The organism is Pontibacter sp. LHS1, assembly GCF_058932855.1.
On the sequence record NZ_JBZYWF010000008.1, the window covers coordinates 80,323 to 92,581 of the forward strand.

The 12,259-nt window shown below is 49.6% G+C and carries 12 protein-coding genes; 5 read left to right on the forward strand and 7 right to left on the reverse strand.

All coding sequences use genetic code 11. The annotated features are described in order from the left end of the window. Nucleotides 1–61: 61 nt before the first annotated feature. From AC5FXQ_RS15790 to AC5FXQ_RS15800, 3 genes are read right to left on the reverse strand one after another with little or no spacing between them, the layout of a single operon-like run. Nucleotides 62–553 (reverse strand): dihydrofolate reductase, encoded by a 492-nt coding sequence (locus tag AC5FXQ_RS15790; protein WP_493603385.1) that lies wholly within the window; start codon nt 551–553, stop codon nt 62–64. Further along, nucleotides 550–1,485 (reverse strand): methionyl-tRNA formyltransferase, encoded by a 936-nt coding sequence (gene fmt / locus AC5FXQ_RS15795; protein ID WP_493603386.1) that lies wholly within the window; start codon nt 1,483–1,485, stop codon nt 550–552. Before fmt ends, AC5FXQ_RS15790 begins: the two co-directional genes overlap by 4 nt. 4 nt (nt 1,486–1,489) lie before the next feature. After that, nucleotides 1,490–2,719, reverse strand: a complete 1,230-nt coding sequence (locus AC5FXQ_RS15800; RefSeq protein ID WP_493603387.1) for an exo-beta-N-acetylmuramidase NamZ family protein — start codon at nt 2,717–2,719, stop codon at nt 1,490–1,492. A gap of 177 nt (nt 2,720–2,896) precedes the next feature. Here AC5FXQ_RS15800 and AC5FXQ_RS15805 point away from each other — a divergent pair, with 177 nt between their 5' ends. Both AC5FXQ_RS15805 and AC5FXQ_RS15810 read left to right on the forward strand, forming a co-directional pair. Continuing rightward, nucleotides 2,897–4,045, forward strand: a complete 1,149-nt coding sequence (locus tag AC5FXQ_RS15805) for an ABC transporter permease (RefSeq protein WP_493603388.1) — start codon at nt 2,897–2,899, stop codon at nt 4,043–4,045. Nucleotides 4,046–4,093: 48 nt separating this feature from the next. Continuing rightward, nucleotides 4,094–4,594 carry a hypothetical protein gene (locus AC5FXQ_RS15810; RefSeq protein ID WP_493603389.1) on the forward strand — a complete coding sequence of 167 codons (501 nt, stop codon included), beginning with the start codon at nt 4,094–4,096 and terminating at the stop codon, nt 4,592–4,594. Nucleotides 4,595–4,711: 117 nt separating this feature from the next. On the opposite strand, the gene AC5FXQ_RS15815 is transcribed toward AC5FXQ_RS15810, so the two are convergent. From AC5FXQ_RS15815 to AC5FXQ_RS15825, 3 genes are all read right to left on the reverse strand, one after another. Next, entirely contained in the window at nt 4,712–5,566 is an 855-nt protein-coding gene (locus tag AC5FXQ_RS15815; RefSeq protein WP_493603390.1) for a mechanosensitive ion channel family protein, read from the reverse strand. A gap of 91 nt (nt 5,567–5,657) precedes the next feature. Beyond that, entirely contained in the window at nt 5,658–6,359 is a 702-nt protein-coding gene (locus AC5FXQ_RS15820) for a peptidoglycan DD-metalloendopeptidase family protein (protein ID WP_493603391.1), read from the reverse strand. A gap of 46 nt (nt 6,360–6,405) precedes the next feature. Beyond that, the gene (locus AC5FXQ_RS15825) at nt 6,406–6,960 is read right to left on the reverse strand and encodes an HNH endonuclease (RefSeq protein ID WP_040573668.1); all 555 of its coding nucleotides are present in this window, start codon (nt 6,958–6,960) and stop codon (nt 6,406–6,408) included. 258 nt (nt 6,961–7,218) lie between these two features. Here AC5FXQ_RS15825 and AC5FXQ_RS15830 point away from each other — a divergent pair, with 258 nt between their 5' ends. The 3 genes from AC5FXQ_RS15830 (at nt 7,219) to AC5FXQ_RS15840 (ending at nt 11,463) form a co-directional block, all read left to right on the forward strand. Beyond that, nucleotides 7,219–8,304, forward strand: coding sequence for a 2Fe-2S iron-sulfur cluster-binding protein (locus AC5FXQ_RS15830; RefSeq protein ID WP_493603392.1), 1,086 nt, complete (start codon nt 7,219–7,221; stop codon nt 8,302–8,304). Between the two features lie 132 nt (nt 8,305–8,436). Next, nucleotides 8,437–10,149, forward strand: coding sequence for a M3 family oligoendopeptidase (locus AC5FXQ_RS15835; protein ID WP_493603393.1), 1,713 nt, complete (start codon nt 8,437–8,439; stop codon nt 10,147–10,149). 270 nt (nt 10,150–10,419) lie between these two features. After that, the gene (locus tag AC5FXQ_RS15840; RefSeq protein WP_493603394.1) at nt 10,420–11,463 is read left to right on the forward strand and encodes a copper resistance protein NlpE N-terminal domain-containing protein; all 1,044 of its coding nucleotides are present in this window, start codon (nt 10,420–10,422) and stop codon (nt 11,461–11,463) included. Between the two features lie 260 nt (nt 11,464–11,723). Here the strand turns inward: AC5FXQ_RS15840 and paaD are convergent, their stop codons facing one another. Next, nucleotides 11,724–12,209, reverse strand: coding sequence for a 1,2-phenylacetyl-CoA epoxidase subunit PaaD (gene paaD, locus AC5FXQ_RS15845; protein WP_493603395.1), 486 nt, complete (start codon nt 12,207–12,209; stop codon nt 11,724–11,726). Between the last annotated feature and the right edge of the window lie 50 nt (nt 12,210–12,259).

Genomic DNA, 12,259 nt, shown 5'->3' on the forward strand with positions numbered 1-12,259 from the left:
TCAACTGAATATCTTACCTTTAAAAAAAGGAGCACCCTTGGGTGCTCCTTTTTCGTTGCGTCTATACCTTGCGGCGTAGCTCCTTAAAGGTATACCTATACTTGTTCTTCTCGTCCGGCTCGTGGCTTTCTGCACTTATTTCCTGCCATTCCTCTTCCTTCAGCTCAGGGAAAAAAGTATCCCCATCGAAGGTGTGGTGCACCTCCGTCAGGTATAGCGTATCCACGTAGGGCAAGGCTTGCTTATAAATCTCAGCACCGCCCACTATATTCACTTGCTCACTGTCCAGCTCTTTGCCTTTAGCAATCGCTTCCTCCACAGAGTTAACCACAATACAGCTCTCTGCCTGATAGTCTCTCTGACGCGTCACGATGATGGTCGTGCGGCCGGGGAGAGGTTTGCCGATGGACTCGTACGTCTTGCGGCCCATAATCATGGGGTGGCCCATGGTCTTTTGCTTGAAGTGGCGCAGGTCGGCGGGTAGGTGCCAGATTAGCTGGTTGTCCTTTCCGATGACGTTGTTATCGGCTATGGCGACGACAATAGCTATCATACTTGCTCCGTTTTGAAGGTGTAGCCTCTCAATAAATCCTGCACCGGCATGCGCTTTTTGCCTTCCATCTGCAGGTCCAGAATGGAGAGCACTCCATCTTCTGTCTGCACGTGCAGGTAGGTTTTGTTGTCGGTTTTAATTTGACCGGGCGATAAGGTATAGGCGGTGTTCTCCAAAGCTTCCGTTTTGAAAATCTTGAACGTCTTACCGTCAAAGCGCGTCCATGCGGCGGGGTAAGGGGATAGGCCACGGATGAAGTCACGCACCTGACGGGCGGGCTGATTCCAGTTTATCTCGCAGGTCTCCTTGAAGATCTTCGGGGCATGCTTCGTTTCAGAAGTCGTTTGCTGCGGCTGTGGCTGTACTTCACCACGCTCGATGGCCTGCACCGTGCGAACGGCCAGCTCAGCACCTTTGTACTTCAGCTTTTCGTACATGCTGCCAAAATCGTCTTCTTCCAATATTGGCACACGGTCTTGGAAAATTAAGTCACCGGTGTCGATTTCGTGCTTGAGGAAGAAGGAGGTAACGCCCGTTTCTTTTTCGCCGTTGATAATGGCCCAGTTGATGGGCGCTGCCCCACGGTACTGCGGTAGCAGGGAGCCATGTATGTTGAAAGAACCGAGCTCCGGCATAGCCCATACCACCTCTGGTAGCATGCGGAAAGCCACGATAATTTGCAGATTGGCTTGGTAGCTGCGTAACTCTTCCAGAAAAACCTCTGACTTCAAATTGGTCGGCTGTAGCACCGGTATACCTTGGGATACAGCATACTCCTTCACAGGTGACTGCTGTATCTTCTGGCCGCGGCCCGCTGGTTTGTCGGGGGCGGTGATAACGGCTACCACATTATAGTTATGTTCGACGAGTGCTTGCAGGGTAGGCACGGCAAAGTCGGGAGTACCCATAAACACGATTCGCAATTCAGGCATGGTTCTATTCAAAATCAGGGTATAGCAAATAGTTTTTGCGGAGCACTTTATAGTCCGACAGCTCTGGCTCCCAACTCGCTCTTATCTCCGTTTCAGTTTTGCCGGCAATCACTTGCTTGCGCAGCTCCGAGGTGCCCGCTAGTTTCTCGAAAAAGTTGTTGAAGAACTTCTCCTTGTTTGACGAATTGTTGTACATCTCCAACAGGTACTTCAGCGTGAACGGCTGTGCATGCGACACATCTGTTAAATCCATGCCGAAGCATTTTACGCCTTTGTGCGGCGGCTCAGTGGCACCTGGTGTACTCACTGGGGTAAAGGAAAAGTCTTTCTTCTGGTAAAACGGAGAGCCAATCACCTGAAAAGGAGTAGGCGTACCGCGGCCTACGCTCACGTTCGTGCCTTCAAAGAAACAGATGGATGGGTATAGTGCAATAGCTTGCGCATTCGGCAGGTTTGGGGAAGGGCGCACAGGTAGGTCGTAGGCCATAGTGTGGTCGTAGTTTTCCATTTTGATGACGGTCAGATCGCAGCTTCTCTCGCCTTCCAGCCATTTCTCACCATTAATCATCTCGGCCAGTTCGCCTACCGTGAGGCCGTGCACAATCGGAATCGGGTGCATACCCACAAAGGACTTATGCTCCATCTCCAAAACGGGACCGTCTACGTAATGACCGTTCGGGTTAGGGCGATCCAATACGAGCATTTTCTTGCCATTTTCGGCGCAGGCTTCCATAGCGTAGTGCATGGTACTGATGTAGGTATAGAAGCGCGTACCTACGTCCTGAATGTCGAACACGAGCACGTCGAGGTTCTGCATTTGGGCTTTCGACGGCTTCTTGTTGCTACCGTAGAGCGAGATGATCGGCAACCCGGTTTTAGTATCTTTCGCATCTTTGATGTGTGCACCTGCATCAGCCTCTCCACGGAAACCGTGCTCTGGCGCAAAAATAGTGGTCACTTCCACGCCACGGCTAATCAACGTGTCTACGAGATGGGTATTACCCACCATAGAGGTCTGGTTTACGACCATACCTACTCTTTTGCCTTCGAGGTGTTTCAGGTAGCGCTCGAGTTGTTCGGCACCCAAGGCCAGTGGTTTTCTGGCTGGAACTTGAGAGGGTTCTTCAGTGGCCGGGGCGTTTTGCGCAGCGGCGGCGACAGGTGCCTGTTTGGGTGTGCAGCTGTTAAAGCTGAGCAACAGGGCGCTGCAAAGTATAGCAAGTGGTTGTATCATCAATGTTGTTTTTTCAGGGCCGCGTTTGGAGATTCGCTCACAAAAACGAAACTTTAACAGGACCTAAGTCAAAATTCATACCTATCTTTAAGGCAGTTTAGACGCAAGCGAGTGAACGTATCCAAATTCATATCTGATAAGATTTCCGAAGTACAGGCTGGTTCTTTCACCACGTCTGTGACAAAAATAGCAATTATAAGCATAGCTGCAGGCATTGCCATCATGATTGTGTCGTTTGCAATTCTGGAAGGCTTCCGTGATGAGATAAGAAACAAGATTTTCAGCTTCGGGGCACACCTGCAAATCAGCAAGTACGATACTAACAATTCCTTTGAAGGCGCCCCCATCAGCACGGCCACAGGTATAAACAGCACTGAGGAAATAGCGGGTATACAGCATATTCAGGGTTTCGCCCGCAAAACGGCCATCATCAAAACCGAAGACGAAGTACTGGGGGTGGTAATGAAAGGTGTAGGCAAAGACTACGACCTGAGCGCCATGCAGGCCAACTTAGACGAGGGTGGCGTGGTGACTTTTACTGACACGGCTTCTTCCAAAGACGTCATGCTTAGTCGTAAAATTGCCAATAAACTCCGCCTGAAAGTGGGAGATGAGGCCATTTTCTACTTCATTCAGAACCCTCCGCGAGCCCGAAAACTCAAAGTTGCTGGCGTTTTCAACACAGGGCTGGAGGAGTTCGACGAGGTTTTCGTTATCGGTGATTTGCAACTGATTCGCGAGCTCAACAACTGGCCAGATACCCTGGTTGGTGGTGTTGAAATTTTGCTCAAGGATTTCGAACAGATAGATGTGGTGGCCGATCAGGTGTTCGATCAGATGAACTACGACCTGCAGCTCGAGAAAATCACTGATCGCCATGCCCAGCTTTTCGACTGGCTACAGCTGTTACGTAAAAACGTAGTCATTTTTCTGGTGCTGATTATTTTTGTGGCGACGTTCAATATGGTGTCCACAGTGTTCATCATGATCATCGAGCGCATCAGCATGATTGGCGTGCTCAAAGCCATCGGGGCCACCGACGCACAGATACGGCAAATCTTCTACTTCCGCGGCCTCAGCCTCACGCTCAAAGGCATGTTATGGGGCAACCTCATCGGCCTGGGCTTCTGCGTTATCCAGTACTACTTCCAGGTCATCCCGCTCGACCCGGAAAACTACTACATGGACACCGTTCCCATTAGCTGGAACTTTGCCATCATCATTGCTCTCAACATTATCACCCTTGTGATGACCATGCTCGCCATCCTTATTCCCGCCGCTATGGTCGCGCGCATTAAACCTGTACGGGCGATTAAGTTTGATTAGGGGAGGTAGTATATCTTCTAAAATAATTGATCATTAAGAGGTAAGTTTTTGTATCAGCCAGTATTTTATTTCAAAAAATTAGGCACCTGGGATAAATGGACAGTGGGACTTTATACAGTTCTAACACTTTTTGTGTATGTGTTTTTGGCTGCAGATAATGAGGGTGCAGCTTCAATACTACAAGGCTACACATTGAGCACACATTTCTTTCTGTATTTCATTAATTACAGGTCATTGAGGAATTTTGCTGTTTATTTAATTTGGCTAGGTTTTGGGGCAATTCACTTTCTTGCATACCTGGTTTTGAAAGTTGACCCTAGCTATCAACTAACGATTGGGGGAGGTGTTATAGGTTTAAGAAATACAATATTTTTGTTAATCCTATTCCAGGTACTGCGTATTCTTAGTGTAAATTTGCAGGGCCAGGAATTTGTGGCAGTATCAAGAGGTAGTAAAACCGATTTATTTGATGAGCGCAAAATAAATATGCTTGACTTTGGCATTTTTGTCATCTATGCAGCCACAGCAGTAGTATTGTGGGGAATTTGATAATTACGCCTTCAAGTTGCAGCAAGCTATACCTTAAGGTGCAATATTTCAAACGTAAAAAACGGCGGCCCATCCCTGAGCCGCCGTTTCTATTTCTCTAAAGTCTATACCTGTAGGCTATACCTGCGGCACCGCCTTCGGGGCCTGCCCATTAGCACCACCCACCATCTCTCTGCGAGGTACTGGCATATGGATACCTTGCTCTTCGAAAGCGGACTTGGCACGTTCATTCATGTCCCAGAAGAAGGCCCAGAAATTCTCTTTGTACACCCATGTGCGCACGCTCAGTGTGAGGGAGTGCTCGGCGAAATCGGTTACTACAATGACGGGGGCTGGATCAGGCAGCACTCTTTCATCAGCGTTGATCAGGTCCTGCAGAATCTGTCGCACTTTGCCGATGTCGTTGTTCACCGACACGGCAAACTTCAGCTCCACGCGGCGGGTCTTTTCGATGGTATAGTTCACCACCACACTGTTAGCCAGCGGACCGTTGGGTATAAAAATCGTCTTATTATCAGGCGTTTTCACCACCGTGTTGAAGATGTTAATCATGTGCACGGTGCCCGCCTGTCCCTGCGCTTCGATGTAGTCGCCCACACGGAATGGCTTGATGGTAAGAATCAGTACGCCACCTGCAAAGTTGGATAGGCTGCCCTGCAAGGCCAGACCAATGGCCAGACCCGCTGAACCGAGTATGGCGATAAACGATGTCATCTCGACACCCAATTGCGCGATTACCAAAATGATTAGGAGCACGCGCATGACAACAGCCAACACACTCTTCAGGAACGGACGCAGCGACACATCTACGTCCTTCTTCACCATCAGGTCATATATCAGGCGGTTGATTCTATTGATGACCCAGAGGCCAACTAAAAGGGTGATGATAGCCGAGACAAGGCGCATGCCATAGAGCATCACAAAATTGGTGAGGTTAGCGCTGTAGGCTTCGAAATTAAAAAGGTCAAACATGAGTTCAGGTTTGTGGTAAAAAGCAAAACTCTGGCACCTATGCGAGGGTACCAGAGCTCAAATTTGGTCATTTTCTACAGCAAAGGCAAAACTAAGCCAGATGGCGACACCGGAGAATTAGGTTTGGGTCGGGGCAAACTCCTTCATACATAGCCCTTTCTGATAGACATGCCACGCCCGGATAATCACCGTGTTTTCCTTCCATGGAGCACATCACCTGAAAGTGCAGGTGCGGTGGCCAGTCGCCGTTCTCCGGGTAGGGACCTACTTCAGCAATCTTATCGCCTTTTCGGAATTCCATGCCAACCGACATGCCTGCCAAACAAGCACTATTCAGGTGGCCGTACAAAGTATAGAACATCACGCCTTCGAGCTCATGCTCCAGAATGATGGTCGGGCCGTAGTCGCCGAAGTTGGCGTTGTCGGCGAAGCTGTGCACCTTGCCGTCGAGTGGGGCAAGCACAGCGGTACCGGCGGGTAGCCAAACGTCTATACCTAAGTGTAGGTCACGGCTTTCTTCGGCTACATTAAAGTGCTGGCTGCGGCGGTAGATAAAGCGGTTCTCCAGATAGCCTCCCACGCCGATAGTGGCATTCTGCTCCTGCAGCATGCGGTTCACAGCTTCATTAAAGGCCTCTGTGTTGCGCAGGTCGGTTTGCTGCAGCAGTTGGTTGGCTGCCGTAAAATCAAGACGACACACGTGCTCGCCGTTCAGGTCCGCATCAAGTACGGGCCCAAAAGCAACAGTGTGCCGTCTTAGAATGTCGCTAAGTTTCTTTTCGGTATTCAGCATGAGTAATCATGACGGTGGGTATTCCGTCACGCAAGTATAAGAAGAATTAAGCTACTTCTTCAACATACTTGGAGAGTGTCTTCAGACTTTTAGTCTTGCCAAAGAGTTCCTCAGACTTTTTGCTGTAAGCCTGCGCAGCTTCCTGCAGCGTGTCGAAGGTGCCGAGGTTGATGCGTTGCTTGTTGTGGTGAATGATGGCGCGGTATTTCTGTGCCTCTTTGTGTACACCGCGTACACCCAGTTTGTTCTCTGTTTTGGATGTGTTACGCACAATTTTGCAGAGCGGAGCCCACTCCAGGTTCTCGAGACGGCAGTCGAGTTTGTTGCCGTTCTTGAAATGCACGTATAGCTTAATGTTGCTTTCCGGCTTCTCAATCAGCTGCTCGCCGATCATTTTGTGCAGGTAAATGGTTTCGTTGCGGTACTTGCCATTTTTCAACGGCCAGTTCTTCTGGAAGAAGGCGTAGCCGTTGGAGTGAATACGCAGGTGCTTCAGAAACTCAATCTGCTGCAGGTAGGCATTGTTTTGAATATACTCGTAAGTGCGGTCATCCACCATTACGGTTTTTTCACAGTTTTTGAGAGTTAGTTTGTAGAGCATTGGTGTTTTCAGTAATTGTATGGTAAAGAACGGAATGTGGGGGTTGGTTATTTCCCGGCCACGGCACTTGTATGTACTATGTTACAAATGTGCAGCTTTTTTTTCATTCACCGTTCATTCTGTTAATGATTTGGTTATAATACGTGATTCGTGAAATCGGTTTTAAAAATTCGCCTAAATTTTCACGCAACAGCCCAGATTGTCGTAACTTTCAGTCTGAAACCATGTTTCCCGCTAAAAGACTATTAATAAAACGATATGAGTAGCCCCTATTTCACGCTGAAGGTCGTGGAGATAACCCGCGAAACCTCAGATGCGATTACGATACACTTAGAACATCCCGATAAAAAACCGATTCCATTCAAGGCAGGGCAATTCCTGACACTTATCCTCCCGATAGACGGAAAGAAAGTCCGCCGTTCCTACTCCCTCTGTTGTGCCCCAAATGAGGGTAGTCGCCTGTCAGTTACTGTTAAACGTGTAGAAGGCGGTCTGGTTTCCAATTATTTGCTTGATAATCTGCAAGTTGGACAGGAAATCGAAGTAATGGAGCCGCTTGGTAATTTTAACCTGGTGCCAGAGGCAGATAAGAGCCGTCATATTATCCTGTTCGGGGCAGGCAGCGGTATTACCCCGCTGATGTCTATGCTCAGAGCAGCCCTGCGCGAGGAGCCGAACACGAAGGTGACCTTGCTGTACGGTAACCGTGATGAAGACTCCGTGATCTTCAAGCAGCAGCTACAGGAACTCCAGGCTGCACACCCTGAGCGTCTGCATGTGGAGTACATCTATAGTCAGCCAAAGCATGCCTGCGACTACCGCGGCCGCATGAACCAAAGCGTGATACTCAAAATATTGGAGCGCCGGCAACTGGCCAAGTCAGCTGATGCGCTTTACTACATGTGCGGACCTGAGGGGATGATGGAAGAGGTGCGCAAGGCCCTAAACGTGCTGCACGTACCTTCTGACCGCATTTTCCGTGAGAGCTTTGTTAGCAACAAACTGGTAGAGCAACACGAGCAGGAGCACCACGGCGACGTATCCTCTTCAGATGACGACGGTGAGATAACCACCCAGACCGTGACCATCATTTATGAAGGCGCCGAGTACAGCGTGACTGTGGAGCCAGACCAGACCATTCTGGAAGCGGCGCTTGACCAGGACGTGGATTTGCCTTACTCTTGCCAAGCAGGTTTGTGCACCGCCTGTCGCGGCAAGTGTCTGAGCGGAAAAGTGCATTTGGACGAACGCGAAGGCCTTTCTGATGCTGAATTGGACGAAGGTTATGTACTCAATTGCGTAGGCCATCCGCTAACTGCCAATGTTGTCATCGAAATAGGATAAAAATACCTGTTGTAACTTCAGTTAAGCTGCACTATCTTTTAAAGATATAGTGCAGCTTTTTTTTGCACTTTCAGGAGAAGTGTATATATTACCTTTTCTTATACAGAACCATCTATGAGTAAAACAGAAGCTATGATACAAGTACCCGAACGAAAGAAACGGGTTTACCTGTCCGAAGACTTTAAAATAGATACTTGGGAAACCATACAGCCATATTTTGAAGAACTGAAAAGCCGTCCCATCAACTCGGTGGAGGAGCTGGAGAAGTGGATGAAAGACCGCAGCGAACTCGAGAGTGTGCTCTCTGAAGATCTTGGCTGGCGCTACATCCGCATGACCTGCGACACACAGAACGAGGACATCACGAAGGCATTCCAGTATTTCGTGTCAGAGATTGAACCCCAAATAGCCCCTTACGATCATGAGCTCAACCTCAAGTTGATGCACTCGCCTTATGTGAACGGGCTCGACAAAGACAAGTACCGCATCTACCTACGCGGTGTGGAACGTGCGCTGGAAATTTTCCGCGAAGAAAACATTCCGCTTAATACCGAAATCAGCACCAAGCAGCAACAGTATGCCGCCATAACGGGCGCCATGACAGTAACGCTGGACGGGGAGGAGATGACCCTGCAACGTGCCGCCGACCGCCTGAAGCGCAACGAGCGTGCAGTGCGTGAAGAGGCGTGGCGCGCCATACAGGAGCGCCGCACACAGGATCGCCAGAAACTCGATGACCTGTTCGATGAGCTGTTGAAACTGCGCACGCAGCTGGCCAAAAACGCCGACTTCGATAACTACCGTGACTACATGTTTGCTGCCATGGGCCGTTTCGATTATACCCCGCAGGATTGCTTTGATTTCCACAAGTCCATTGAGGAAACTATCGTGCCGGTGCTGACAGGTATAGACCGTGAGCGCAAAGATAAACTAGGTATAGCCGACCTGCGCCCATGGGATCTCGATGTGGATCCAAGCGGGAAAGCACCGCTGGAGCCGTTTACGTCTGGTGAAGAGCTGTTGGAGAAGACTATACAGGTATTCTACAACCTCGATACTTACCTGGGAGACTGCCTGGCTACTATGCGCGAGATGGGCCACCTGGATCTGGAGTCAAGAAAAGGCAAAGCGCCGGGCGGATACAACTATCCGCTGGACGAAATTGGCGTGCCGTTCATTTTTATGAATGCCACTTCCAGCCTCCGAGACGTTATTACCATGCTGCACGAAGGCGGCCATGCCGTACACTCGTTCCTGACACGCGACCTGACGCTGGGTGCTTTTAAACACCCGCCATCAGAGGTGGCCGAGCTGGCTTCTATGTCGATGGAGCTGATCTCGATGGACTACTGGGATACTTTTTTTACTGACGAAGACGAGTTGCGCCGTGCCAAGCGCACGCACCTGGAGAGTGTGCTCGAAACCTTCCCGTGGGTTGCCACCGTGGACAAGTTCCAGCATTGGCTCTATGAAAATCCAACCCATACGCAGGAAGAGCGTCATCAGGAGTGGCTCAATATTTTCGAGCGCTTCAATCACCTGGAGGTGAACTGGAGTGGACTGGAGAAATATAAGCCATTCATCTGGCAGAAGCAGCTGCACATTTACGAAGTGCCGTTCTACTACGTGGAATACGCCATGGCCCAGCTAGGGGCTATCGCTGTTTGGAAAAACTACAAAGAAAACCCTGCCGAGGGACTGGCCGCTTATAAGCGTGCCCTGAGCCTGGGCTATACCGTATCGATTGGCGAGGTATATGAAGCCGCTGGCATCAAGTTCGACTTCAGCACCGATTACATCAAGAGTCTGGTAGACTTTGTGAAAGGCGAAATGGCTAACATATAAGGTACAGCTATACCTGCAATGAAGCCCCGTCGTTACCTCATCAGGTAGCGGCGGGGCTTCTTTTATGAACTCCCGGAAAATTTGGTAGTTTCGCAGGTATAATGCTCCGTGGGTGTTTTAAGATTTTTTCACCTATACCTGTGCCAAGCCATTCCTCGTAGAGATTTCTATACCTGTTCACCAAGAAAAATGAATCCGCTCAAGCTTTTGTTTCCCATCGGGGGCCTCTTACTATGTTTAGCCGCTGGTTGTTCAACCGCACCAACTTCCGTGTCGCAGTCGAATGCAGAGATGTCGAACGCTGAGGTCGCACGGGCAGCCGTGGGTGCGTGGGTAGGCACCATTCCCTGCGCCGACTGTCCGGGGATAGACTATACCCTTGACCTCAAACCTGACAGCACCTACCGGGAACGCATGGTATACCAAGGCCGTAGCGCAACACCTTTTGTGCAGTCGGGTACATGGGGTGTGGGCAACGGGAGAGTACAACTGAGCAAACAAGGCGCCGGTAACAACCAGTTTGCCATAGAGGGTGAAGCATTGGTTATGCTCGATAGTGAAGGCAGCCGCATAGAATCACAACTCGCTGATGCCTATCGCCTACGCCGGCAAAACCCGGACGAACCGGAGGACAGCCCCAGGCTGTGGCGTGATAAATACGAACGCGGGATCGACTTTGCCGCCATTGGAAACGAACCGTTTTGGTCACTTGAAGTTGACTTGGATAAAATGATTGAGTTCAGGGTGCTGGACGAAGAGGATGGCAGTGTGCTGACACCAGTGCCGGTTGCTGAAAAGCCAGAAACGGGGGAGGGAGTCGTGTACAGGGTACAGACTGTTACAGGCAATCTCGAAATCCGGCTTATCAAGGAAACTTGCGTCAACACGATGTCAGGGCGAGAGCTTCCTTATACCGTAACGGTACTGAAAGATGACAAGGAATACAGAGGTTGTGGCATGTACCTCCGTGACTCCCGCCTTGATGGCACCTGGCATCTGGTGGAGCTGCAGGCGAAAGCCATCAATCCGAAAGATTTCGGACAGAACCAGCCGGCCTTGGTTATATCACTTGCCGAGGGCAGGGTGTCGGGGACTACGGGGTGTAATAGAATAACAGGCACACTTGAACCGATTACCGACAGAATCAATTTCGGCCCCATCGCCGCGACTAGAATGGCTTGTCCGGATATGGAGGTGGAGGACCGGATGCTGAAGTTGTTGAATGATGGGGAGTTAAGGTATAAGGTGAGTGAGGAGTGGCTGGAACTGATACTGGAAGGCAAAGGAGTGATGATGTTTAAGAGAGGGGAGTAGAGTTGATATAAGTACCCGCGAGCAAGATTTTAGAGGGCTTCCCTAATTCCGATTATACAAATTATGACAATCAGCAATTACCTATAGTGACAAGTCGCGACTTAACCAACCGTGCACTTTAATAGCTTCGAGAAAAATCCTGTTAATCCTGGGGTAGGGGGCCTCTTTAAAAATCCTGCAAATCCTTGGGGTAGGGGCCCTATGTAGAGATTCAGACAAAGTAAAAATCGCCTGTCGTTTCCAACAGGCGATTTCTATTTTTATAAGGGCTTAAACTGCTCAAACATCTGTCGGCAGTCGTTACAGTAGTGCATGGAGCGGCAAAGCGTTGGCCCGAATGGGGTGCGCATGTCCGTGTTTTCGCTATCGCAGTAGGGGCACTTTACGTGCTCCAATATGTCAAGGTCTAGGATCAGGTCATATTTAAGAGGCGGTGCCAGACCGAATTCCTTCAAATGCTGGCGACCTTTTTCTGAGATTTTGTTGCTGTCCCAAGGTTTGTCGAAAGACATAATAACGGTATGGTTGGTGATGCCATACTTCTCCAAAGTACGCTCCACATCCTTTTTCATATAGTCCATGGCAGGACAACCGGCGAAAGTCGGTGTCATGTTCACGGTCACGTGGCCCTCATCTGAAATCTCCACACCCGTGATCACACCCAGATCCACCAACGATAATACCGGTATCTCAGGGTCTTTCACCTCTTCTAATAGGGTCAATATGTTCTCTTTCGTCAGTTCCATGTTTTTACTTCTGGGCAAAGGACTCGATGACAAATGACATAGGAATTAAT

Excerpts from the sequence above, each read along its gene's own strand:
- AC5FXQ_RS15820 (WP_493603391.1), bottom strand. The coding sequence starts at position 6,359 with ATGCTGAATACCGAAAAGAAACTTAGCGACATTCTAAGACGGCACACT.
- AC5FXQ_RS15815 (WP_493603390.1), bottom strand. The coding sequence starts at position 5,566 with ATGTTTGACCTTTTTAATTTCGAAGCCTACAGCGCTAACCTCACCAAT.
- AC5FXQ_RS15835 (WP_493603393.1), top strand. The coding sequence starts at position 8,437 with ATGATACAAGTACCCGAACGAAAGAAACGGGTTTACCTGTCCGAAGAC.
- AC5FXQ_RS15790 (WP_493603385.1), bottom strand. The coding sequence starts at position 553 with ATGATAGCTATTGTCGTCGCCATAGCCGATAACAACGTCATCGGAAAG.
- paaD (WP_493603395.1), bottom strand. The coding sequence starts at position 12,209 with ATGGAACTGACGAAAGAGAACATATTGACCCTATTAGAAGAGGTGAAA.
- AC5FXQ_RS15825 (WP_040573668.1), bottom strand. The coding sequence starts at position 6,960 with ATGCTCTACAAACTAACTCTCAAAAACTGTGAAAAAACCGTAATGGTG.
- fmt (WP_493603386.1), bottom strand. The coding sequence starts at position 1,485 with ATGCCTGAATTGCGAATCGTGTTTATGGGTACTCCCGACTTTGCCGTG.
- AC5FXQ_RS15830 (WP_493603392.1), top strand. The coding sequence starts at position 7,219 with ATGAGTAGCCCCTATTTCACGCTGAAGGTCGTGGAGATAACCCGCGAA.
- AC5FXQ_RS15800 (WP_493603387.1), bottom strand. The coding sequence starts at position 2,719 with ATGATACAACCACTTGCTATACTTTGCAGCGCCCTGTTGCTCAGCTTT.